Origin of the sequence: Tenacibaculum xiamenense, from assembly GCF_964513065.1 — a bacterium.
Lineage (GTDB): Bacteria > Bacteroidota > Bacteroidia > Flavobacteriales > Flavobacteriaceae > Polaribacter > Polaribacter xiamenense.
Genome location: NZ_CAZEQU010000010.1, coordinates 100,405 through 119,836 on the forward strand (window position 1 = coordinate 100,405; position 19,432 = coordinate 119,836).

The 19,432-nt window shown below is 32.0% G+C and carries 20 protein-coding genes; 7 read left to right on the top strand and 13 right to left on the bottom strand.

Annotated features, from left to right (window positions below):
* Positions 1–68: 68 nt before the first annotated feature.
* The 4 genes from ACKTTV_RS02360 to ACKTTV_RS02375 form a co-directional block, all read right to left on the bottom strand.
* Entirely contained in the window at positions 69–491 is a 423-nt protein-coding gene (locus ACKTTV_RS02360) for a hypothetical protein (RefSeq protein ID WP_408029198.1), read from the bottom strand.
* Positions 454–1,146, bottom strand: coding sequence for a hypothetical protein (locus ACKTTV_RS02365; RefSeq protein ID WP_408029199.1), 693 nt, complete (start codon positions 1,144–1,146; stop codon positions 454–456). Before ACKTTV_RS02365 ends, ACKTTV_RS02360 begins: the two co-directional genes overlap by 38 nt.
* A 244-nt stretch (positions 1,147–1,390) precedes the next feature.
* Positions 1,391–2,101, bottom strand: a complete 711-nt coding sequence (locus tag ACKTTV_RS02370) for a hypothetical protein (RefSeq protein ID WP_408029200.1) — start codon at positions 2,099–2,101, stop codon at positions 1,391–1,393.
* The gene (locus ACKTTV_RS02375) at positions 2,064–3,605 is read right to left on the bottom strand and encodes a hypothetical protein (RefSeq protein WP_408029201.1); all 1,542 of its coding nucleotides are present in this window, start codon (positions 3,603–3,605) and stop codon (positions 2,064–2,066) included. The genes ACKTTV_RS02370 and ACKTTV_RS02375 overlap by 38 nt, the downstream gene beginning before the upstream one ends.
* Before the next feature lie 373 nt (positions 3,606–3,978).
* Between ACKTTV_RS02375 and ACKTTV_RS02380 the strand changes: the two genes are divergently transcribed.
* The 5 genes from ACKTTV_RS02380 (at position 3,979) to ACKTTV_RS02400 (ending at position 9,083) form a co-directional block, all read left to right on the top strand.
* Complete coding sequence (locus ACKTTV_RS02380; protein WP_408029202.1) at positions 3,979–4,740, top strand: cyclase family protein; 762 nt, start codon at positions 3,979–3,981, stop codon at positions 4,738–4,740.
* 85 nt (positions 4,741–4,825) lie between these two features.
* A complete protein-coding gene (locus tag ACKTTV_RS02385) occupies positions 4,826–6,199 on the top strand; it encodes a DUF1800 domain-containing protein (RefSeq protein WP_408029203.1) in 1,374 nt (457 codons plus the stop codon).
* 11 nt (positions 6,200–6,210) lie between these two features.
* Complete coding sequence (locus ACKTTV_RS02390; RefSeq protein ID WP_408029204.1) at positions 6,211–7,404, top strand: DUF1501 domain-containing protein; 1,194 nt, start codon at positions 6,211–6,213, stop codon at positions 7,402–7,404.
* A 154-nt stretch (positions 7,405–7,558) separates the two neighbouring features.
* Positions 7,559–8,395, top strand: coding sequence for a helix-turn-helix domain-containing protein (locus ACKTTV_RS02395; RefSeq protein WP_408029205.1), 837 nt, complete (start codon positions 7,559–7,561; stop codon positions 8,393–8,395).
* A 142-nt stretch (positions 8,396–8,537) separates the two neighbouring features.
* Positions 8,538–9,083: a YbhB/YbcL family Raf kinase inhibitor-like protein gene (locus ACKTTV_RS02400; RefSeq protein WP_408029206.1), complete on the top strand. Its 546-nt coding sequence runs from the start codon at positions 8,538–8,540 to the stop codon at positions 9,081–9,083.
* Positions 9,084–9,143: 60 nt separating this feature from the next.
* Here ACKTTV_RS02400 and ACKTTV_RS02405 read toward each other — a convergent pair whose 3' ends face one another.
* From ACKTTV_RS02405 to ACKTTV_RS02445, 9 genes are all read right to left on the bottom strand, one after another.
* Positions 9,144–10,283 carry an ATP-binding protein gene (locus ACKTTV_RS02405; protein WP_408029207.1) on the bottom strand — a complete coding sequence of 380 codons (1,140 nt, stop codon included), beginning with the start codon at positions 10,281–10,283 and terminating at the stop codon, positions 9,144–9,146.
* A gap of 2 nt (positions 10,284–10,285) precedes the next feature.
* Positions 10,286–11,152: an aldo/keto reductase gene (locus tag ACKTTV_RS02410; protein ID WP_408029208.1), complete on the bottom strand. Its 867-nt coding sequence runs from the start codon at positions 11,150–11,152 to the stop codon at positions 10,286–10,288.
* A complete protein-coding gene (locus ACKTTV_RS02415; protein ID WP_408029209.1) occupies positions 11,145–11,900 on the bottom strand; it encodes an SDR family NAD(P)-dependent oxidoreductase in 756 nt (251 codons plus the stop codon). The genes ACKTTV_RS02410 and ACKTTV_RS02415 overlap by 8 nt, the downstream gene beginning before the upstream one ends.
* 194 nt (positions 11,901–12,094) lie before the next feature.
* A complete protein-coding gene (locus ACKTTV_RS02420; RefSeq protein WP_408029210.1) occupies positions 12,095–13,027 on the bottom strand; it encodes a hypothetical protein in 933 nt (310 codons plus the stop codon).
* Between the two features lie 164 nt (positions 13,028–13,191).
* Complete coding sequence (locus ACKTTV_RS02425) at positions 13,192–14,019, bottom strand: DUF3078 domain-containing protein (protein WP_408029211.1); 828 nt, start codon at positions 14,017–14,019, stop codon at positions 13,192–13,194.
* A gap of 77 nt (positions 14,020–14,096) precedes the next feature.
* Positions 14,097–14,945 carry a DUF3078 domain-containing protein gene (locus ACKTTV_RS02430; RefSeq protein WP_408029212.1) on the bottom strand — a complete coding sequence of 283 codons (849 nt, stop codon included), beginning with the start codon at positions 14,943–14,945 and terminating at the stop codon, positions 14,097–14,099.
* Between the two features lie 34 nt (positions 14,946–14,979).
* Positions 14,980–15,486: a DUF2480 family protein gene (locus ACKTTV_RS02435; protein ID WP_408029213.1), complete on the bottom strand. Its 507-nt coding sequence runs from the start codon at positions 15,484–15,486 to the stop codon at positions 14,980–14,982.
* A gap of 2 nt (positions 15,487–15,488) precedes the next feature.
* Complete coding sequence (locus tag ACKTTV_RS02440) at positions 15,489–15,809, bottom strand: DUF59 domain-containing protein (RefSeq protein WP_408029214.1); 321 nt, start codon at positions 15,807–15,809, stop codon at positions 15,489–15,491.
* 11 nt (positions 15,810–15,820) lie between these two features.
* Positions 15,821–16,246 carry a SufE family protein gene (locus ACKTTV_RS02445; RefSeq protein ID WP_408029215.1) on the bottom strand — a complete coding sequence of 142 codons (426 nt, stop codon included), beginning with the start codon at positions 16,244–16,246 and terminating at the stop codon, positions 15,821–15,823.
* Positions 16,247–16,514: 268 nt separating this feature from the next.
* Between ACKTTV_RS02445 and ACKTTV_RS02450 the strand changes: the two genes are divergently transcribed.
* Both ACKTTV_RS02450 and ACKTTV_RS02455 read left to right on the top strand, forming a co-directional pair.
* Positions 16,515–17,441 (top strand): PfkB family carbohydrate kinase, encoded by a 927-nt coding sequence (locus tag ACKTTV_RS02450; RefSeq protein ID WP_408029216.1) that lies wholly within the window; start codon positions 16,515–16,517, stop codon positions 17,439–17,441.
* An 82-nt stretch (positions 17,442–17,523) separates the two neighbouring features.
* Entirely contained in the window at positions 17,524–19,422 is a 1,899-nt protein-coding gene (locus tag ACKTTV_RS02455) for an amidophosphoribosyltransferase (RefSeq protein ID WP_408029217.1), read from the top strand.
* Positions 19,423–19,432: the final 10 nt, after the last annotated feature.

A 19,432-nucleotide genomic window follows, 5' to 3' on the forward strand; every position in this document is an offset into this window, starting at 1 on the left:
TTTATTTAAATAAAACCGAATTCTAGTTGAAAATCAAATCATTCTGGAATTCGGTTTTCTAATTTATTTTAATGAATGAGTCTATTATCTTCTTTTAAATAAGCTTTAATGACTATTGAATCATTAGTCTTAACTAAAAGTGAGTTTAATTTTAAAGGAAGTCTACCTACAGACATTATTTCAATATTAAACTTTTTATTTGGTTTAGGTGAGACACTGATTGACTTTATTCTATCATCTTCATTTTCAACGAAAAAAAAGATATCATTAATACATACAAAACTAGGAATCTCGGTTTTATAATTGCGATCAGAATATGTATCAATTGTCATTACAGGAGCTGCTTTATTGGTCTTATACCTATTTACAATATAATCTTTGGTAACTATATTGCTTTTTTTCGCAACAGAACACAATACTATAAAACAAGATAGAACAGCACATAGTTTGAGCTTATGGACATTTAGCACTTTTCGCATCTCTGGTTGCATATCTTTCATTGTTAATAATTCTTTGAATTTCATTCTTTTCATCTTGCTGAAGTGCTTGGCAAGCAACCGATGATTCTAATCCTCCCCACGACATAGCTTTATAATAACTCATATCTTGTCTATGGTTATCATAAGCTGATAGAGAATAAGCAAGTGCTTCAACAAACTCTGACATAAAGTTATGTTGTGATAAATTAGAGTCATTATTATAAGTTGCATAATAAGATTGTATAGATCTTATAAAAGACCAATCACTGTTGTATACATGAGCTGTGAAATTAATATAAAGATGCATACTTTCATGAATTAAGGTTTTAGCAATACTTAGCCGAGTAGCATCATCAATTAGATCATCGTCAATAATAATTGTGGTAATTCCCGCGGTACCAGCATTTATCTGATTACCATGAGAATCAGTACCTAATTCTTCAGAAGTTATTTCTAAATCGTAATTACTACAATTCCCAAACAATTCTAAAACAACTTGAGATAAATGTTGCATCCCTTCTAAATCTGGGACTAATGCACCGTTTTGATCTTTTTCTTGTAAAGATCTGATAATATCTCCTAAGCAAGGACCACCTGTGTTGTTAACAACATCATCCTCTTCTTCACATCCATCAGGAGTAGGATTATCACATGGGAATAAAGGCATATCATCATCACTTGAGCCAGAGCTTCCGCCTCCATCTGAATTGGAACCTCCTCCGCCTCCAAAGCCGCTACTTCCTCCTGATAAATTTAGGTATTACCAACTTACACTAAATATTGAATCAGTAACGTTCTTATATAAGGAAAGTAACGGGGTGAAAATAAAGTCACCTTTTAGGTTTATTAAAAAGATATAAAAAAGCAAAAACTCTTAAAATCCGTACTTATCTCATTTTTTATATACTGCATTATGGTTTGTTGTTTATTTTCATTAATCTTATTATTTTATCTTGCTTTTTTAAGTTGATATTTTTATCAGTTATCTCTAATATTTTAAATTTTTCTACCTGATTCTTTAATGCCTTGGGGTGATACTCATAAGTTTCTGTTTTATTTAAAAAAACATCTATTTCATAGTTCCTATCCAAATTAATATAAACAATCAATTTATCAAAACCTACTTGGTCAATATGAATTTGAGCTACTTCTTTAAATGATTTCTTCTTAAAATTTAGAAAAGCCTCTCCTTCCTTATTCGTTTCCGTGTCTTTATAATTAGGGAAAGACCATATTTGAATCCTATTCAATGACTGCTTACTAAAATCATAAATATTAAACTTTACACTTATTGAATCCTTATTATTAAAATAAGTCTTAGTTTTAAAATAACTATTTTCTCTAAGTTTAGTTAAGTTATATTTTAACATTAAAGAATCCTTTCGAATGAAGTACTCTCCTTTTCCGAATTCTAAAAGACCTAAATCCCCTGAATGATTATACTCAAAAATTCCATTAGGATAAAAAACTAAATTTGTACTAAAGTCTTTTAAAGAATAATCTAAAATAAAACTTCCTTCTATTTTTTTTTGAGCAAAGCAATTGTTGCTATAAAAAAAAACTAAAAGACAAAACAATAAAATTTTAGTTACATTTTTTCCCTTTAGCTGCATTATTCCCATCTTGTTCATTTTTTAAAATTGCTCTAATGTTATTCCTATCTGATTGACTCGGAACTAGTTCTTTAAATGAATCAGTATCTATTAAATTCCCGTTTGAATCCTTATAAAACAATCCACCAAATGCCATAGAATAATAATAATCCCAGCTATGGTAAATATCCCTAGGATTTTGAGTTTTATCCCATTGAAATAAAGAAGAGGCTATTGCATTAACATATTGCCCCATAAACTCATGATGCAATCTTTGATAATCAGTATAGCCATTATCTTGTGCATATTTTATAAGTTTAAGTCTAAATGGCTTATCCTGAAAATCGGGATAACTGTAATATTTCACATTCAAATAAGCATGAATTGACTCATGTATTATTGTTCGAGCTATTGATAATGTAGTAGCATCTTTTAGGTAATCATTTGACAAAATTGTAGTTGTGTTTTGAGTTTGGGGGCTGGAACTTGTGGAAGCATTAGTTCCTGATAAACTACCATTACCTATAATATAATTCGATTGATTGGATTTATCAAAAAGATTAAGTATATCTCCAGAAAAGGTTAGGTTACTGCCAAAATATTGATTAGTATCAAATTCACTTATATCTTTTTCATTTCGTATGTATTCAAAAATTGTATGTGCACACTCATTGGTTAAATTATTAATAATTTTATCCTCCTCACATCCATCTGGAGTAGGATTATCACAAGGAAATAAGGGCATATCATCATCACTTGAGTCAGAGCTTCCCCCTCCATCTGAATTGGAACCTCCTCCACCTCCACCTCCAGAGCCGCTGCTTCCCCCGGATAAATTTAAATTTATCCAACCTTGAGTTGATATTGGATTGGTTACTATATTAATACCACCAGATCCAGAAGAGTCAGTATTTCCTCCTCCACCTCCTCCAGAAGATATATTAACTTCATCTAATTCTTGATCGCAAAAATCAGTACCATAATCTGTACAATCATAATCCGAAGGATTCATCGTTCTTGCTCTTTCTGAAAGCTCAATTCTTTTTATGTATTTAGAAACAAAAACGCCTTGTTCTACCTTATATCCATTGATAAACTTACCATCTATTGTGGTGATAATAATTTTCCCTGAAAATGGATCATTTTCTTTATAATCCCTCTCCAATGGAATACAATGATAAAGGCAAGTATAAATAATCCCTTCTTTCTTAACCATAAAAACTTTTGTATTAACTTTTTCGTTCAAGTTTGCGGAAAAAGTTGGTAAAGAAAGGTTTGTATTTTTCACCTCTGTATAATGTAATGAAGAATTATCTATAACTAAAGAGGAACCCCCTCTTTGAAATAATCTACCCCCATTACTTATTATGGCATCAATAGTTATTTTTGCCTCTGATTGCTCAATAGGTTCATAACCTTGGTAATTCTCTTGAATACTCAACTCCCCATTCGACTCGCAGTTCCATAAGAACAAAGAGCCCCCTAAAAGGGCCAATCCAAACCTTAGCAGTTTTCGCAATTTGATTGTTTTCATTTTCATAATCTTAAAAATTTAATTAATAATTCACAATTTATAGAGATAGTTTTTTATTCATAACAGTTTGTACCAATTACCAAAATCAAACTAGAAAACACTATAACACTTTTTCATTGTTTATTTTAATAGATCTCTATCGCAAGTTTGTTTAAATAAAAGTAGAGGGATTTTTTTAAGGTGCATTAAAAGTATAAATAACTTACAGACAACACAACACCTAGTTTCCCTGAAATTAAACTAAGGGTTTACACTAGTGTCAGTCAGGAATTTTTAATTATGAATTACGAGTTTTTTGAGTTTGAAAATGTTTCTTGTATGTTGCGAGAAGGTGTTTTTAGTTTACTTTTGTTTCTCAACTAAATTCCTTCTCATGCAAATTATCGATTTATCAAAACCCATACAATATAACAAGCAGGACCCTTGGTTTATGAAGGTTAAAATCAAACATAAACCTCATCATAAAGCAAAGTGGCTAATTAGAATTTTAGGACTTCCTTTCAAACTATTTCCAAAGAATTTTACTGGATGGGCTGATGATACCATACAAAAAATGGGAGTACATTCCACTACTCATATTGATGCTCCTTGGCATTATTCACCAACTACTAATGGAGAAAAATCTAAAACCATTGATGAAATTCCATTAGACTGGTGTTATGGTGACGGAATTGTTATTGACATGAAGCATAAAGTTGATTTCGATCCTATAACCGTAGATGATATCGAGCAATTTTTAAAGAATAATAACCTAGTCTTAAAACCAAACATGATTGTTTTGATAAAAACGGGTCGTGATAAGTTTAACGGCACTAAAGATTTCCATAAAATAGGGACTGGAATGAGTGCTCAAGCCACAGAATGGTTAATTGATCAAGGAATTAAAGTAATGGGTATTGATTCTTGGGGATGGGACTTACCTCTTCCCTATCTTATTCAAAAAGCAAAAGAAACTAATGATGCAGAATTATTCTGGGAGGCTCATTTGGTTGGAAAAGACAAAGAGTACTGTCATATGGAGCAATTAGTAAATCTTGATGCATTGCCTTTTACAGGTTTTAAAGTAGCCGTTTTTCCATTAAAAATAGTTGGTGCATCTGCGGCACCTGCCAGAGTAGTTGCCATGTTAGAATAGTATAATTTAAGGCAACCCTTATATGATTAAACTTTGAGTTATCGCCTACAATTAAACTTTTTATCAAAAACTGTGTCTTATATATATGGAAGTAAGACACATACAACATTTATATAACAGAATTGGTTTTGGAATTACTCCGAAACAGCTTGATAATATCAAGGATTTATCTAAAAACCAAATCCTTGATATTCTATTTAACTCTTCTTCTGAATATACTCCTTTACAAATTGATATTTCATTTCTTAAAAACATTACCCGTGAAGATGTAAAAAACAAAGCTCGAAGGTCAGAGTTAATGAAAATGAGTCGAAAAAAGCTAAAAGAGTTCAACCATGCTTGGCTTGATAGACTTTGTCATCCCAAAGAGCTGCTAAGAGAAAAAATGACTCTTTTTTGGGCAAATCATTTTGTATGCGAAGACAAGAACATTCTTTTTGTTCAACAATATAACAACACGCTAAGAAAGTATGCACTTGGAGACTTTAGAACTTTTGTAAAAGCTATTTCTAAAGAACCTGCAATGTTAAAATACCTAAATAATAAGCAAAACAAAAAAAGCAGACCGAACGAGAATTTTGCTCGTGAGCTTATGGAGTTATTTACTCTGGGGCAAGGGAATTATTCAGAAAAAGATATCAAAGAAAGTGCTCGTGCCTTTACAGGTTACAACCATCGATTTTCGGGAGAATTTATTCTAAGAAGAAGACAACATGATTATGAAGAGAAAACCTTCTTTGGAAAAACAGGAAATTTTGATGGTGATGATATAATTGACATCATTTTAGATCAAAAACAATGTGCTGCGTTTGTTTGTCAAAAAATCTATAAATACTTTGTCAATGAAACAATAAGCTCTTCACATATCGAGGAAATGACAAATGTATTTTACCCGAATTATAACATTCAAGAATTAATGCATTATCTTCTAAGTTCCGATTGGTTTTATCAAAAGAAAAATATTGGCTCCAAAATTAAATCACCTATTGAACTGGTTATAGGTTTGTATCAAACCATTCCATTTGCATTTGAAAAGCCAAAACAAGAATTATTAATTCAACGATTACTTGGGCAAATATTACTGTTCCCTCCCAATGTTGCTGGATGGAAAACAGGAAAATCCTGGATTGACAGCAATACCATTGTAACAAGACTTCGCTTACCTTCTGTATTATTAAACAATGCTGAAATAAGCTATTCTGACAAAGGAGACTTAAAAGATGATGCCAGCAACCTTTCCAAAAGAAGGCTTAGAAGAAAGGCTTTCATCAAAACAAAAGTTGATTGGAGCACGTTTCATAAAAACTATCCTTCAAATAACAATCAAGATTTAGTCCATCAATTAATTATAAGTCCAATAAACAAGGGGACTTTAGAATTTCTTGAAGGAAGTAAGCAAGTTTCAAAAAGAGATTTCTGTATTCAATTATTGTCACTTCCAGAGTATCAACTTTGTTAAAAACTATGAGTATGAAAAGACGAGATTTTATAAAAAAAACACCCATTGCCACTGGAGGCTTATTCTTTATTCCTCAATTTATTCAGGCTTTTAGTCAAAGTGCTAAAAAACTTTTTAGCCATAAAAAACTGGTAATTATTCAACTTAAAGGTGGTAATGATGGATTGAATACAATTGTTCCTTTTAGAAATGATATCTACTACCAAAAAAGGCAAAATATTGCCATTTCCAAATCAGAGCTTATAAAACTAAATGACGAGGTAGGTTTGCATTCTAAACTGGCTCCGTTAAAAATTTTATATGATAAAGGCTATTTAAGTATCATAAACAATGTAGGGTATCCAAATCCGAATCGATCGCATTTCCGATCTACAGATATATGGCAAACCGCCAGCAATAGTAATGAATATTTACAAAGTGGTTGGGTAGGACGTTTTCTAGATATGACCAGCTCCCAACCTTATCATGCTATTGAAGTAGATGAAAGTTTATCGTTAATGCTCAAAGGGAACCAACAGAACGGTTTGGCAATTACTAATCCGAAGCTTTTTTATCAATCCTTAAGACAGCCATTTTTTTCCGATGTATTACAAAATTATGATGACACGCACCTTAGCGAACACAATCTTGGGTATTTATATAATACCATGATTAATGCAAAATCATCAGCGAAATATATTTATGAAAAAAGTAGCGCAAAATCTACCAATAAATCATACCCGCAAAATGTTTTTGGAAAGCAGCTAAAAACCATTGCCGATTTTATTAATTCAGGCTTAGATACTCAAATATATTATGCCGCTTTAACTGGATTTGACACGCATGTAAACCAAGTTAACAAACAATCACGTTTACTTGAAACCTATGCAGAAAGTATCTCTTGTTTTGTTGATGATTTAAAAGATCAAAACACTTTCGAAGATACACTTATTCTAACCTTTTCTGAATTTGGGAGAAGAGTACAGCAAAATGCTGCCAATGGAACCGACCATGGAGCGGCGAACAATGTTTTTGTTATTGGTAAGAAATTAAGACAATCTGGAATTTACAATGAACTATCACGACTTGATAATCTCGACAGCAATGGGGATCTTAAATACACGATAGACTTTAGGGAAGTATATGCAACAATCTTAGACAAATGGCTTGAGGTTGATGATCGTAAAATTTTAAACAAATCATTTTCTAAACTTTCATTTATCTAAAGTAATGCGAGTTTGACACAAGAAAAAAGTGTAATTACATACAAATAAAACAATTACAACTCCGCATCGCTCTTAACTTCTTTATGAATACCGAATGAGCGCTTGTTTAAACTTCGAATATTAATTACATTCGTTGGAGATTTTCTGTTTCACCATGACTACAATTTCAATACCTGAAGAATTACATATTGAATTCTCAGAAGTTTCAATCTACAATTATCAAAGTATTCAAGAAATTGCCAAACAACAAATACAACTAACACAAAACACTTTTAGTTTTTTAGTAGAAGGAACGAAAGAAGTTATTACAAGTAATGAAACTATTTCCATTGATAATTCTAGTTTTTTATTAATGAATTCAGGACATTGTTTAATGACAGAGAAGCTTTCAAATGCTCAAAAAAGATATCAAAGTATCTTACTCTTTTTCTCCAATGATGCTGTTTTAGATTTCATTCGAAAATATGGTATCACCACTGCCAAAAAAACCGAACAAAAATTAATACACGCTTTCACAAAAGATCTTTTTCTTAAAAATTACATTCAAGGCTTGCAACATGCCATGACCTTATCTGAAAAAACCAAACGACGTCTTGTTTCATTGAAATTCGAGGAACTCATGTTGTATTTAGTGGAAACTTATGGAACCCATTTTTTATCTTCAATTATCAAAAATGGAAATCAGAAAAACAATGATTTCTTGAATACCATTGAAGCCTATAAACACAAAAAATTAACCCTAGCTGAGCTCGCTTTTTTATCAAACATGAGTGTTTCAACATTTAAAAGAGAGTTTGAGAAACACTTTCAAGAATCACCGATAAAATGGTTTCAAGAAAAACGACTAGAACATGCAGCATTCTTACTTAAAAATGAGCAAAAAAGAGCCTCAGAAATCTATTACGAAATTGGTTATGAAAGTCTTTCGAGCTTTGTGCAAGCATTCAAAGTAAGATTTGGAAAAACACCAAAGCAATTTCAATCGATTTGACCTTTTTCCAACACTTTTTGAGCTAATTCAAATCTTAATAACTCCAAACTTCGGCTAACTTTGCATTGTCTTTAAGGCAATTAAAGAGGCTTTTATTTAAAATCAAATATTTTGATACATTGAAAACAATAAACATAAACACATGAAACAACTAACACTAATTTTACTCCTTGCAACAGCTACTTTAGTAGGACAAAACACCTTTACATTAACAAGTTCAGATTTAGGCGGACAAGCAACTAAAAATCAAGAATTCGGTGGATTCGGATGTACTGGAAAAAATGAATCTCCACAACTCTCTTGGAAAAATGCACCAGCAGAAACAAAGAGTTTTGCGATTACAATGTATGATCCAGATGCTCCAACGGGAAGTGGATGGTGGCACTGGCTTGTATTTGACATTCCAACGAATATTAGTTCCATTCCAACCAATGCGGGAAATGTGAGTTTAAACCTACTTCCAAAAGAAGTAGTTCAAAGTATTACAGATTATGGAACTCGAGGATACGGAGGTCCATGTCCACCTCAAGGACACGGTTTCCATCAATATATTATTACCGTATATGCCTTAAACAAAGAAACTTTAAAATTAAATTCTAAAACCAATCCAGCTGTTGTGGGGTACTATTTAAATAGTAGTGCATTAGCGAAAGCTAGTATTGTTGCCTATTATAAAAGAGATAAATAACTTATATAGTTTCCGATTTAAAAAGCGTCAATAAGAATATAATCTTATTGGCGTTTTATTTTATTTGTACTTCACTTTCCTTAGCACACGAAGAACTTCCTTAAACTCAATATAAGTTTTCTTATCTTCTAAACTTCGAATATATTTTTTCGCTTTTTTCAATTTCTCTTCCGACTCTAAAAAACCATTCAAATAGCAAATTAAATAAGTAGTTGGTAGTTTAAGAACATCTTCATGCTCAGTTACAGAAAGTGGTATTTCTTTTTCGATTTTAGAAATTATAGAGTTGTTATTGTTATAAATATGATAAAGTACTTTTTTATTGAACTTAGGGGGTTCAAATAAAAACTCAGTAGCAATATCATGAATTCCATTTTCTTTAAAATGAATAATGGTTTTCTCCAAAGGATAATGCTTATGCTCTTTATCTATTCCTAACATAATGTATTCAGTAATTATAAAAGAATTCTCATTATACGAGATTTTCACATCGTCCAAATCAGAATAAAACAAACGTACTTGTTCGTTAATCAATTCAATATCTACTCTGGAAAAGTACTCTTCATCATTAACCTCTGATTTCTTTCCAGCCCAGCACAAAACAAATTGTTCATTGAACACCTTATATTGAGGATTGTATTCTTTTTTATGCCTATTAAAAAAATCGAAAACCCCATTTAAAGTGAGCTCTATGTTGTTTCTTGCGTGCTTTTCAATAGCCTCGACAATAGGCTTATTCGTGTTTTTTAAAATGAAATTACCTTCAGCAGGAATAGAGTTACTTCCTATTCTATAAAAAGTAGTTTTCTTTGGATACTTCCATGCAGTTTTTGCTAGAGAAGTAATTTCTTTGTTAGGATAAATAGTTACCAACCCAACAACTTTATAACGAGGCAACCTTGGAAAATGAACATTTTCATAACTAATTTTCGGAGGGTTGATTAGGTAAGCGTTTACTAAATTCTGAATCTTACTATCGTCAAAAAAATCAACCCCGACAATTTTATTCTCTTCGTCCTGAACTCCAATAACGATATAAGAATTATTATCAGGATTTGAATTAGATAAAGCACAAACATGCTTTATAAATTTTGCCTTACCTTCTCTAGATTGCAATGATAGTTTTTGCTTTTTATCGTAAAAACTATTCTCATCGTTCTTTGACAGTAAACTTTTTATTAAAAGCCGCTTATTAATCATTTTTAAGGTACTTTATGTCCTTGGCTTGCAACCAATAGAGCAAACCAGTCTTCTAATTCCAACGTTATTGATTGTGCCTTTACTGACTCAATGATTCTTTCTTTATTGGTAGTTCCAATCACAGGAATCATATTGGTTGGATGTTTATATAACCATGCTAATAATAACTGACTTTCGGTGGCTTGATATTTTTTACAAAGATTTTGCAATTCAGCTTTTATTTGGTGACTTCGTTCATTATCTTCTTTAAAATACTTCCCTAAAGGACTCCATATCATTGGTTGTATTTTATTTAACTGCATGTAATGCAAGCTATCATCAAGTAATGCGGAAAATTGAGTTAATGAAACTTCAATCTGATTTACAGAAACTTCCTCACAACTTTTAATCAATTCTGTTTGTTGTGGTGTAAAATTAGACAGGCCAAAGTCTTTTATTTTTCCTTCCTGTTTTAATTGCTGAACTGCTTCAGAAATTTCATTTGGATTCATTAACGGACTTGGTCTATGCAATAACAATAGATCGAGATAATCAGTTTGTAAATTCTTTAAGGATTCTTCAACACTCCAAACGATATACTCTTTCGAATAATTGTAGTGTTTTACTCTATTCGACCTAGATTTGCCAATGTATTGAATTCCGCATTTTGAAATCAACTGAATGCTCTCTCTTGCCACATTACTTTCTTTTAATGCTTTTCCAAATTCAATTTCGGTAGTATAATCACCATAAATATCTGCATGATCAAAGGTGGTAATGGTATTTTCAATACAAAAATGAATAAGATCAGACATCTGAGATGTACTGAATTGCTTACCCCATTGTCCCCAAGACATGCATCCTGCAATAGTTTTTGAATATTTAGGCATCTTTATTTAAAATTGTAGGGGTAGCTTGTGCTGTTGGATATACAATCAAATCCTCGATATTCACGTGATACGGTCTGGTCGCTACAAAATAGATAATATCGGCAATATCTTCAGCCTGAAGTGCTTTATATCCTTTATATACGTCATCAGCTCTTTCGGTATCACCTTTAAATCGAACTTCAGAAAACTCAGTTTCAACAAAACCAGGATGTATAGCTCCTACCCTTATATTATGTTTGTTTAAATCGATTCTCATTCCTTTGTTCAAGGCATCTACAGCAAATTTCGATGCACAATACACATTTCCATTTGGGTATACTTCTTTAGCTGCAATAGATCCAATATTTAAAATAAAACCTCTTTTCTTTTTTATCATCTCAGGCATTATTGCTTTAGTAACATAAAGTAATCCTTTAACATTTCCATCAATCATTGCATCCCAGTCATCGATGCTTCCCTCTTGTATAGGATTTAAACCATGCGCATTTCCAGCATTATTAACCAGTAAATCAATCGATTTAAATTCTTCAGGAAGACTTTCAATGGCTTTTTGAACGTCCTCTTTATGCCTAACGTCAAACTGAAGTGTATGAATTTTCGCATATTCACTTAACTCTCTTTTAAGTTCATCAAGCTTATTAGCTCGTCTACCACAAATTACCAAGTTCACAGAATTTTTAGCAAAAATTATCGCAGTAGCCTTACCTATTCCCGAGGTAGCTCCAGTAATAAAAGCAGTTTTAATCATTTTATTAAAGTAAGTTTACAATTTTAAAAATTAATTACAAGTGGCTCTATAAAATTGAAGAGCAGACAAGTAATTCCTTATAAAAATAACCTTTTTTAGGTAAAGAAAATATTAAAAAAGAAAAACCGCCCCGAGAGGGGCGGTATTTTAATTGGTTATTGTTCATAACCAACCAAAAATCAACTAACCAAACTTTATTTTAAAACTCTTCTTTCAACTGTTTTTCTTGTTATTTTAGTACGTTTTCTTCCACTATTCCTTACAATATCTTTTGCCTTTGCCTTTGTTTCCCCATCTCTCTTTCTATACTGGATAAATCCTCTTCCTGCAAAAGTGTATGTAGTTTCAGAACGTAAATGGTATAATGCTACCGTTTCATCATTAATAACGCTTAATTCAAATGTCTCAGTATCACCTTGATCATAATTAAGTGTTAAAATCTTTAGGTCGTCGTATCCATTCACATCAGCTACTTCATATCCTCCGACGTAATCCCACAATATATTATCAATATTCGTGCCAAATGGATCATGAGATGAACGGAATGTTACATTATTTTCTGGCGTAAACTGTAAATAGTGTTCATCATCAAAATTATTTGGGGTACCTCCTTCCGATCTAACACGCTCCCATGCTACATACTCTTGTAAGAAGTATTCAATGTTATCATAAAACAACTTATCATAATCAAATGCATTTCTTTGATAACCTATTAAATAGTAACTCACATTTAGAGATATACAATCTATTCTAATTTCATTTCTTGATAACTGAACTACCTCAAAGTCATATCTACCATCTAAATTATGGCTAGTTTCTAAAATAGAATTGAATGTATTATACCTTCCCACTTGAACTCCCAAACCATTACCCGTTCTGCCAATATCTACAATATTGTTATTTGCATACATTCTTCCATTAAGAAACGACATTGTAAAAGCTCTTGAAATAAAAGGAATATCGGCATTACCTTGAGTTCTATGATAATCGATATACCATAAATCGTAACTTGTAACTAACTCTTCTAAAGAAATTCCGTTATCTATATATTCATCGTTAACAACAACACATGAAGTTAACATTGTTCCTGTAACCAATAATAGTAATAGTAATTTAAAACGTCTCATACGCAAATGTTTTGTGGTTGTGTTACACTAAATTCAAATTGCGTGCCAAAAAAATAATCACCTCAAAAAATCGTTGTTTTTAGCTGGCAAAAAATCACTATTTACCTCAACAAAAAAGGCCGTTTACATTAGTAAACAGCCTTTTAATATTTTTAATTATTTCTTTAGAAATTATAATTAACTCCTAACCCAAATACTTCTCTTGTTTGAAAACCTTCGAAAGCATTATCATCATAAATAGCTTGTAATGCTAAGTTAGCAGATAAAAATTTATTGATTTTCATTACTACGTTAACTGTATAATCAATATCAACATTTTTAGCTTCTTCTAAATAGTTACTATATAAGTTTAAAATATTCTCAACAGAAACATTCTCCATTAAATTAAACTTATAATAAGCGTTTACAGCAGCACCTAATTCATAACGAGTAGACTCACCTAGATCAACACCAAAAGCAGGAGCTAAATCCGGACTTAACACTACTAACTTTGAAGTTGCAGGAGCAATGTTAACTTTTAAATTATCTGATTTTTTCCACATCATACCTGGACCAAACTGGAAATATGCAGGTGAAAAGAAGTGTGATGTTTGTACTCCATTTACATCGGTAGACGACATTTGTGTTTTGAAGTTAAAAAATGCAGAGTAATACCAGTTTTTAGAAGCTTTTTTACCCGCAATCGAATTAAACTCAAGACGGTCATCAGTTTTTTGAGCTTGTTCAGACTTTAACTTTGTTAGTCCATAAGAAGCTATAATTTTATTATCCCAAGTCCAATCTCCTTTTGCATAATTAAAATCATAGTTTACCCCTAAAGTACCAGAAATGTTATTTGTACCTCCAGCTAACCAATTGTTAAATGCTGATTGATTGAATAAAAAAGTAACAATACCACTCTTTTTCCATCCTTCTTTTGGCTCTTCTTTTGTTTCTTGCCCTTTTACAGTTATTGCCGCGAATACCAACGCAATGGCTAATAATTTTTTCATTATATATTCTTTTTGATTTTTTAGATATACAAATCTAAATGTTTTCATTAGCTTAAGACAACGATATTATGGAAAAGTCACGTTTTATGAAAAATATAATTCAATCCCAACCCAAACATTTGCTTGAATTGGACCTTACTAGAGGCATTATCATCAATAATTGTATGAAAACCTAAATTAGTTGAAAGGTATTTGTTTATTTTTATAAAGAACCTCATTTGATAGTCAATATCAACATTTTGAGGTTTGTCAAGATAATCAGAGTACATAGCCAGAATATTCTCCATTGCTACATTCTTCATTACACTAAACTTGAAATAACCTGATAAATTAAAACCAAGTCCCACTGCAGTATTCCTTCCTTCATCTACACCATATTTTCCTGAAAATTCATCTGTAACAAAAGTTAAACGAGCAGATGCAGGAGCAATATTGACTCTTGCACTATCTGATTTCTTCCATAACATACCTGGACCAAAACTCCAATAGGCAGGGGCTAGGAAGTCAGAAATTGGCTCAAAAGGTGTTTTTTTATAATCGTATCCTCTCGTATATTGCGTTTTAAAATTGCTGATAAAGGAGAAGAACCAGTATTTCCCAGATTTTAACCCAAGTAAAGAGTTGTATTCAAAGCGATCGTCAGTTTTTCTTACACCTTGACCATCAATATAACTCAACCCATAAACGGAAGTAATTTTGTTATCCCAGCGCCACTTCTTTTTTTTGTAGTTAAAATCGTAGTCAACTGCTAAGTTTCCTGCCACGGTATTACTACCCCCGGCAATCCAATTTGAAAATGATGATTGATTTAAGACAAAGGCCATTTTCCCTTCGACCTTCCATGATTTTGGAACACTGTCCTTCTTTTCTTGTGAATATCCAAAAAATGTGAATCCCACTAATAGCGTAAAAAGTATAGTTCTCATTCTACTATTACGTTATAATATGTTAAACTTCTATTTACTTCCTTTTAAACAAAGGTACCGTAGAGCAAGCTTCACCAAACATGATGTTTTTTGCTACGGGCTGTATTCTTTGAATTAAAAAGGTATATGCAGAAGAAGGGATTGGTTTGCTAGCACATCCTTTAATAATTACTGGTTTATCTTTTAATTTTTCAATGTCAAAATTATCAATAATTTCCTTAAAAACAACGGTTTCTAACAACTCTAAATCGCCAACCACAACTTTTTTCGCATATGGTGTTAGCATAGTTGCTAGCAATAAGTGTGCCCAAGAGGGAATTATTGCATCAGAACTACAAGATAAGGCTACATAACAATCTTGGTATTGCTCCCAGTCATGAGACTTTACTTGATCTCTGAAGTCTTTTTCTCTTAAAATTAGTCCTTCAAACAACCAATCTTTAATATCAAAAACAATTCTAGGTCCTTTTGGATAGAAATCTTCAAGATCAATTGTTTGAAGAGGGCTATTTGCTACTCTATTTACAATTTCGCCTGCCATGATTATAAAAGTCCTAATTCAAGTTTAGCCTCCTCACTCATCATATCTTGAGTCCATGTGGGGTCAAATGTAATTTCAACCTCGCAGTTATTAATTTCTTTTAATGTTTTTACTTTCTCCTCAACTTCAACAGGTAACGTTTCTGCTACAGGGCAGTTTGGAGAAGTTAAGGTCATTAAAATTTTAGCATCGTTTTCTTCTGAAACAAAAACATCATAAATTAATCCTAATTCATAAATATCCACTGGAATTTCAGGATCGAAAATAGTTTTTAAAACACGTACAATTTTATCTCCTAATTCTTCAAGTTTATCTTCTGTCATAATTCAAAGTCTTATTTTGCCAATTTAGCCTGCTGTGCTAAAGCGTATAGTTTAATTTGTTTCACCATCGATACCAATCCATTAGCTCGTGTAGGGCTTAAATGCTCTTTTAAACCAATTTCATTAATAAATTCAGTATCTGCTTCTAAAATATCTTTTGGAGATTGCTCTGAGAACACACGCAATAAAAGCGCCACAATCCCTTTAGTTAAAATAGCATCGCTATCGGCAGAAAATTGAACTTTATCATCACTAAGTTCAGAATGCAACCATACTTTCGACTGACACCCTTTTATTAAATTTTCATCTAATTTATAAGAATCATCAATTAAAGGTAATGATTTACCTAACTCAATAATATATTCGTAACGTTCCATCCAGTCCTCAAACATAGAGAACTCATCAATAATTTCTTCTTGTATTTCTTTGATAGTCATTTTTTAGAACTATTTTTGCACAGTCAAAGACTAATTTTGTTGAAAGTGCAAAATTACGATAAAAAAAGGCATTTTAATGCCTTATGTTGATAAAGTAAACTTAAATATTAATTTTTGTTAGGTATTCATTAGAATTCGAACAAAGTAGAATAAAGTTCTTTAACATAGAAATTATTAGCAGGTTAGCAAATTAATACAATGGTATATAAATACTATTTTTGTTGACCTAAAAATATATTTCTATACTTAAGACATGTAAATTAACACTATGAGTAAATTATTAGCTGTTGGAACAGTAGCTTTTGATGCTATTGAAACACCATTTGGTAAAACAGATAAAATTTTAGGAGGATCAGGAACTTTTGTAGGTTTGGCAGCTGCACAATTTGGTGTATCAACTGGAGTTGTTTCTGTAGTTGGAGGAGATTTCCCTCAATCGTATTTAGATATGATGGAAGGAAAAGGTATTAATACCGATGGTATTGAAATTATAAAAGAAGGAAAAACATTCTTTTGGAGTGGGAAATATCATAACGACATGAATTCACGTGACACTTTGGTTACTGAATTAAATGTTTTAGAGCATTTTAAACCTGTTGTTCCAGAAGATTTTAAAAATTCTGAAATTGTTATGCTAGGAAACCTTCATCCATTGACCCAAGCTTCTGTTCTTGATCAAATGAATGAGCGTCCAAAATTAGTAGTTTTAGATACTATGAATTTTTGGATGGATATTGCTCTTAGCGATTTACATGAAGTTTTAAAACGTATTGATGTGATTACTATTAATGACGAAGAAGCTCGTCAATTAAGTGGAGAATATTCATTAGTTAATGCTGCAAAGAAAATCCATGCAATGGGACCTAAATTTGTAGTTATTAAAAAAGGAGAGCATGGTGCTCTTTTATTTAATGAAGGAAAAATGTTTTTTGCCCCTGCTTTACCTTTAGCTGAAGTATTTGATCCAACTGGTGCTGGAGACACTTTTGCTGGTGGTTTCTGTGGGTATTTGGCGAAAACAGGAGATGTTTCTTTTGAAAATATGAAGAACGCAATTATTTATGGTTCGAACTTAGCTTCTTTCTGTGTAGAAAAGTTTGGAACCCAGCGAATGGAGGAACTAACAAAAGAAGAAGTTCAACATCGTTTACAGGCATTTAAGGAATTAACACAATTTGATATCGAATTATCATAATGAGAATCCGCGGGTTAACTGCGGATTTTTTTATTCAACAACACTATAAAAACACAACACAACTAAACACTTTTTTAAAACAATGAGTGACGCTATTAAACATGAATGTGGAATTGCTTTAGTACGATTATTAAAGCCTTTAGAGTACTATAAAGAAAAATATGGTACCGCATTTTATGGAGTAAACAAAATGTACTTGCTTATGGAAAAACAGCACAATCGTGGACAAGATGGTGCTGGTATTGCAAGTATTAAGTTTAACGTTGAGCCTGGTACTAGATATATTAGTAGAATTCGTTCGAATAAAACCCAACCTATTCAAGATATTTTTGGGCAAATAAATGAGCGAATTAATGGTGTTTTTGAGAAAAACCCAGACAAGGTGAACGATGTACAATGGCAAGAAGAAAATATGCCATATATCGGTAACTTATTTTTAGGTCATGTTCGTTATGGAACTTTTGGAGGGAATAGTATAGAAAATGTACATCCTTTTTTACGTCAAAGCAATTGGCGCCATCAAAGTTTAATTGTTGCTGGTAACTTTAACATGACCAACTCTAATCAGTTAATGAAAGAGTTAATTGATTTAGGACAGCACCCGAAAGAATCTACGGATACTGTAACGGTAATGGAAAAAATTGGTCATTTTTTAGAAGATGAAGTTGCTGATACATATGTTGAAGCTAAAAAGACTGGTTTAAACAAAAAGGATGCTTCTCCTTTTATTGAAGAAAATTTAGACATCCAACGTATCTTAAAAAGATCTTCTAAAAACTGGGATGGTGGTTATGCGATGGCTGGTTTGTTAGGACACGGAGATGCTTTTGTATTTAGAGATCCTTCTGCGATTCGTCCTGCATTTTACTACCAAGATGATGAAGTAGTTGTAGTGGCTTCTGAGCGTCCAGTTATTCAAACTGTGTTTAATGTAAACATCGACTCTATTAAAGAAATTGAAAGAGGGCATGCATTAATCATAAAAAAGAACGGTAAAACAACCATGTCTCCAATCTTAGAGCAAAGACCTAAAAAGGCTTGTTCTTTTGAGCGCATTTATTTTTCGAGAGGTAGTGATGCTGATATTTATAACGAGCGTAAAAACCTTGGAAAATACGTTTTCCCAAGTGTGTTAAAATCGATAGATCACGATATTCAAAATACTGTTTTTACCTATATACCAAATACAGCGGAAACATCTTTCTTTGGTATGATGGAGGCAGCTGAAGATATTTTAAATCAGCAAAAAACTGAGGCTATTTTAGCTGGAGGTGGTAAACTTTCAAAGCAGAGAGTAATTGAAATTTTATCAACAAGACCTCGTTTCGAGAAAATAGCTATTAAAGATGCAAAACTAAGAACCTTTATTACTGATGACAGTAGTAGAGATGATTTAGTTGCTCATGTTTATGATGTTACTTATGGTGTAGTAAAACCAACAGATAACCTTGTAATTATTGACGATAGTATTGTACGAGGAACTACATTGAAGAAGAGTATTATCAAAATCTTAGACAGATTAGCTCCTAAGAAGATTGTTATTGTTTCTTCTGCTCCTCAAATTAGATATCCTGATTGTTATGGTATTGACATGGCTAAAATTGGTGACTTTATCGCTTTTAAAGCTGCATTGGAGTTATTAAAAGAGACTAATCAATATCATGTAGTTTACGATGTTTATCAAAAATGTATTGCGCAACAAAACAAGCAAGATGATGATATTATAAACTACGTAAAAGAAATTTACGCTCCTTTTACTGATGAGCAAATATCTGCTAAGATTGCTGAGATGTTAAAAACGTCAGAAATCAAAGCCGAGGTTGAAGTTATTTATCAACCAGTAAGTGAATTACACAAGGCTTGTCCAGACAACTTAGGAGATTGGTATTTTACTGGTGATTATCCAACAAGCGGTGGTCATAGAGTGGTAAACCAAGCATTTATTAATTTCTACGAAGGAAACGACAAAAGAGCTTATTAAGCTCCTAGCT

What these genes read in the sequence shown, in the direction of transcription:
- ACKTTV_RS02400 (WP_408029206.1), top strand. Translation starts at nt 8,538, where the DNA reads ATGAAACAACTAACACTAATTTTACTCCTTGCAACAGCTACTTTAGTA.
- ACKTTV_RS02445 (WP_408029215.1), bottom strand. Translation starts at nt 16,246, where the DNA reads ATGACTATCAAAGAAATACAAGAAGAAATTATTGATGAGTTCTCTATG.
- ACKTTV_RS02370 (WP_408029200.1), bottom strand. Translation starts at nt 2,101, where the DNA reads ATGGGAATAATGCAGCTAAAGGGAAAAAATGTAACTAAAATTTTATTG.
- ACKTTV_RS02390 (WP_408029204.1), top strand. Translation starts at nt 6,211, where the DNA reads ATGAAAAGACGAGATTTTATAAAAAAAACACCCATTGCCACTGGAGGC.
- ACKTTV_RS02430 (WP_408029212.1), bottom strand. Translation starts at nt 14,945, where the DNA reads ATGAGAACTATACTTTTTACGCTATTAGTGGGATTCACATTTTTTGGA.
- ACKTTV_RS02425 (WP_408029211.1), bottom strand. Translation starts at nt 14,019, where the DNA reads ATGAAAAAATTATTAGCCATTGCGTTGGTATTCGCGGCAATAACTGTA.
- ACKTTV_RS02385 (WP_408029203.1), top strand. Translation starts at nt 4,826, where the DNA reads ATGGAAGTAAGACACATACAACATTTATATAACAGAATTGGTTTTGGA.
- ACKTTV_RS02410 (WP_408029208.1), bottom strand. Translation starts at nt 11,152, where the DNA reads ATGCCTAAATATTCAAAAACTATTGCAGGATGCATGTCTTGGGGACAA.
- ACKTTV_RS02440 (WP_408029214.1), bottom strand. Translation starts at nt 15,809, where the DNA reads ATGACAGAAGATAAACTTGAAGAATTAGGAGATAAAATTGTACGTGTT.
- ACKTTV_RS02415 (WP_408029209.1), bottom strand. Translation starts at nt 11,900, where the DNA reads ATGATTAAAACTGCTTTTATTACTGGAGCTACCTCGGGAATAGGTAAG.
- ACKTTV_RS02395 (WP_408029205.1), top strand. Translation starts at nt 7,559, where the DNA reads ATGACTACAATTTCAATACCTGAAGAATTACATATTGAATTCTCAGAA.
- ACKTTV_RS02420 (WP_408029210.1), bottom strand. Translation starts at nt 13,027, where the DNA reads ATGAGACGTTTTAAATTACTATTACTATTATTGGTTACAGGAACAATG.
- ACKTTV_RS02360 (WP_408029198.1), bottom strand. Translation starts at nt 491, where the DNA reads ATGCAACCAGAGATGCGAAAAGTGCTAAATGTCCATAAGCTCAAACTA.
- ACKTTV_RS02450 (WP_408029216.1), top strand. Translation starts at nt 16,515, where the DNA reads ATGAGTAAATTATTAGCTGTTGGAACAGTAGCTTTTGATGCTATTGAA.
- ACKTTV_RS02375 (WP_408029201.1), bottom strand. Translation starts at nt 3,605, where the DNA reads ATGAAAACAATCAAATTGCGAAAACTGCTAAGGTTTGGATTGGCCCTT.
- ACKTTV_RS02380 (WP_408029202.1), top strand. Translation starts at nt 3,979, where the DNA reads ATGCAAATTATCGATTTATCAAAACCCATACAATATAACAAGCAGGAC.
- ACKTTV_RS02405 (WP_408029207.1), bottom strand. Translation starts at nt 10,283, where the DNA reads ATGATTAATAAGCGGCTTTTAATAAAAAGTTTACTGTCAAAGAACGAT.
- ACKTTV_RS02365 (WP_408029199.1), bottom strand. Translation starts at nt 1,146, where the DNA reads ATGCCTTTATTCCCATGTGATAATCCTACTCCTGATGGATGTGAAGAA.
- ACKTTV_RS02455 (WP_408029217.1), top strand. Translation starts at nt 17,524, where the DNA reads ATGAGTGACGCTATTAAACATGAATGTGGAATTGCTTTAGTACGATTA.
- ACKTTV_RS02435 (WP_408029213.1), bottom strand. Translation starts at nt 15,486, where the DNA reads ATGGCAGGCGAAATTGTAAATAGAGTAGCAAATAGCCCTCTTCAAACA.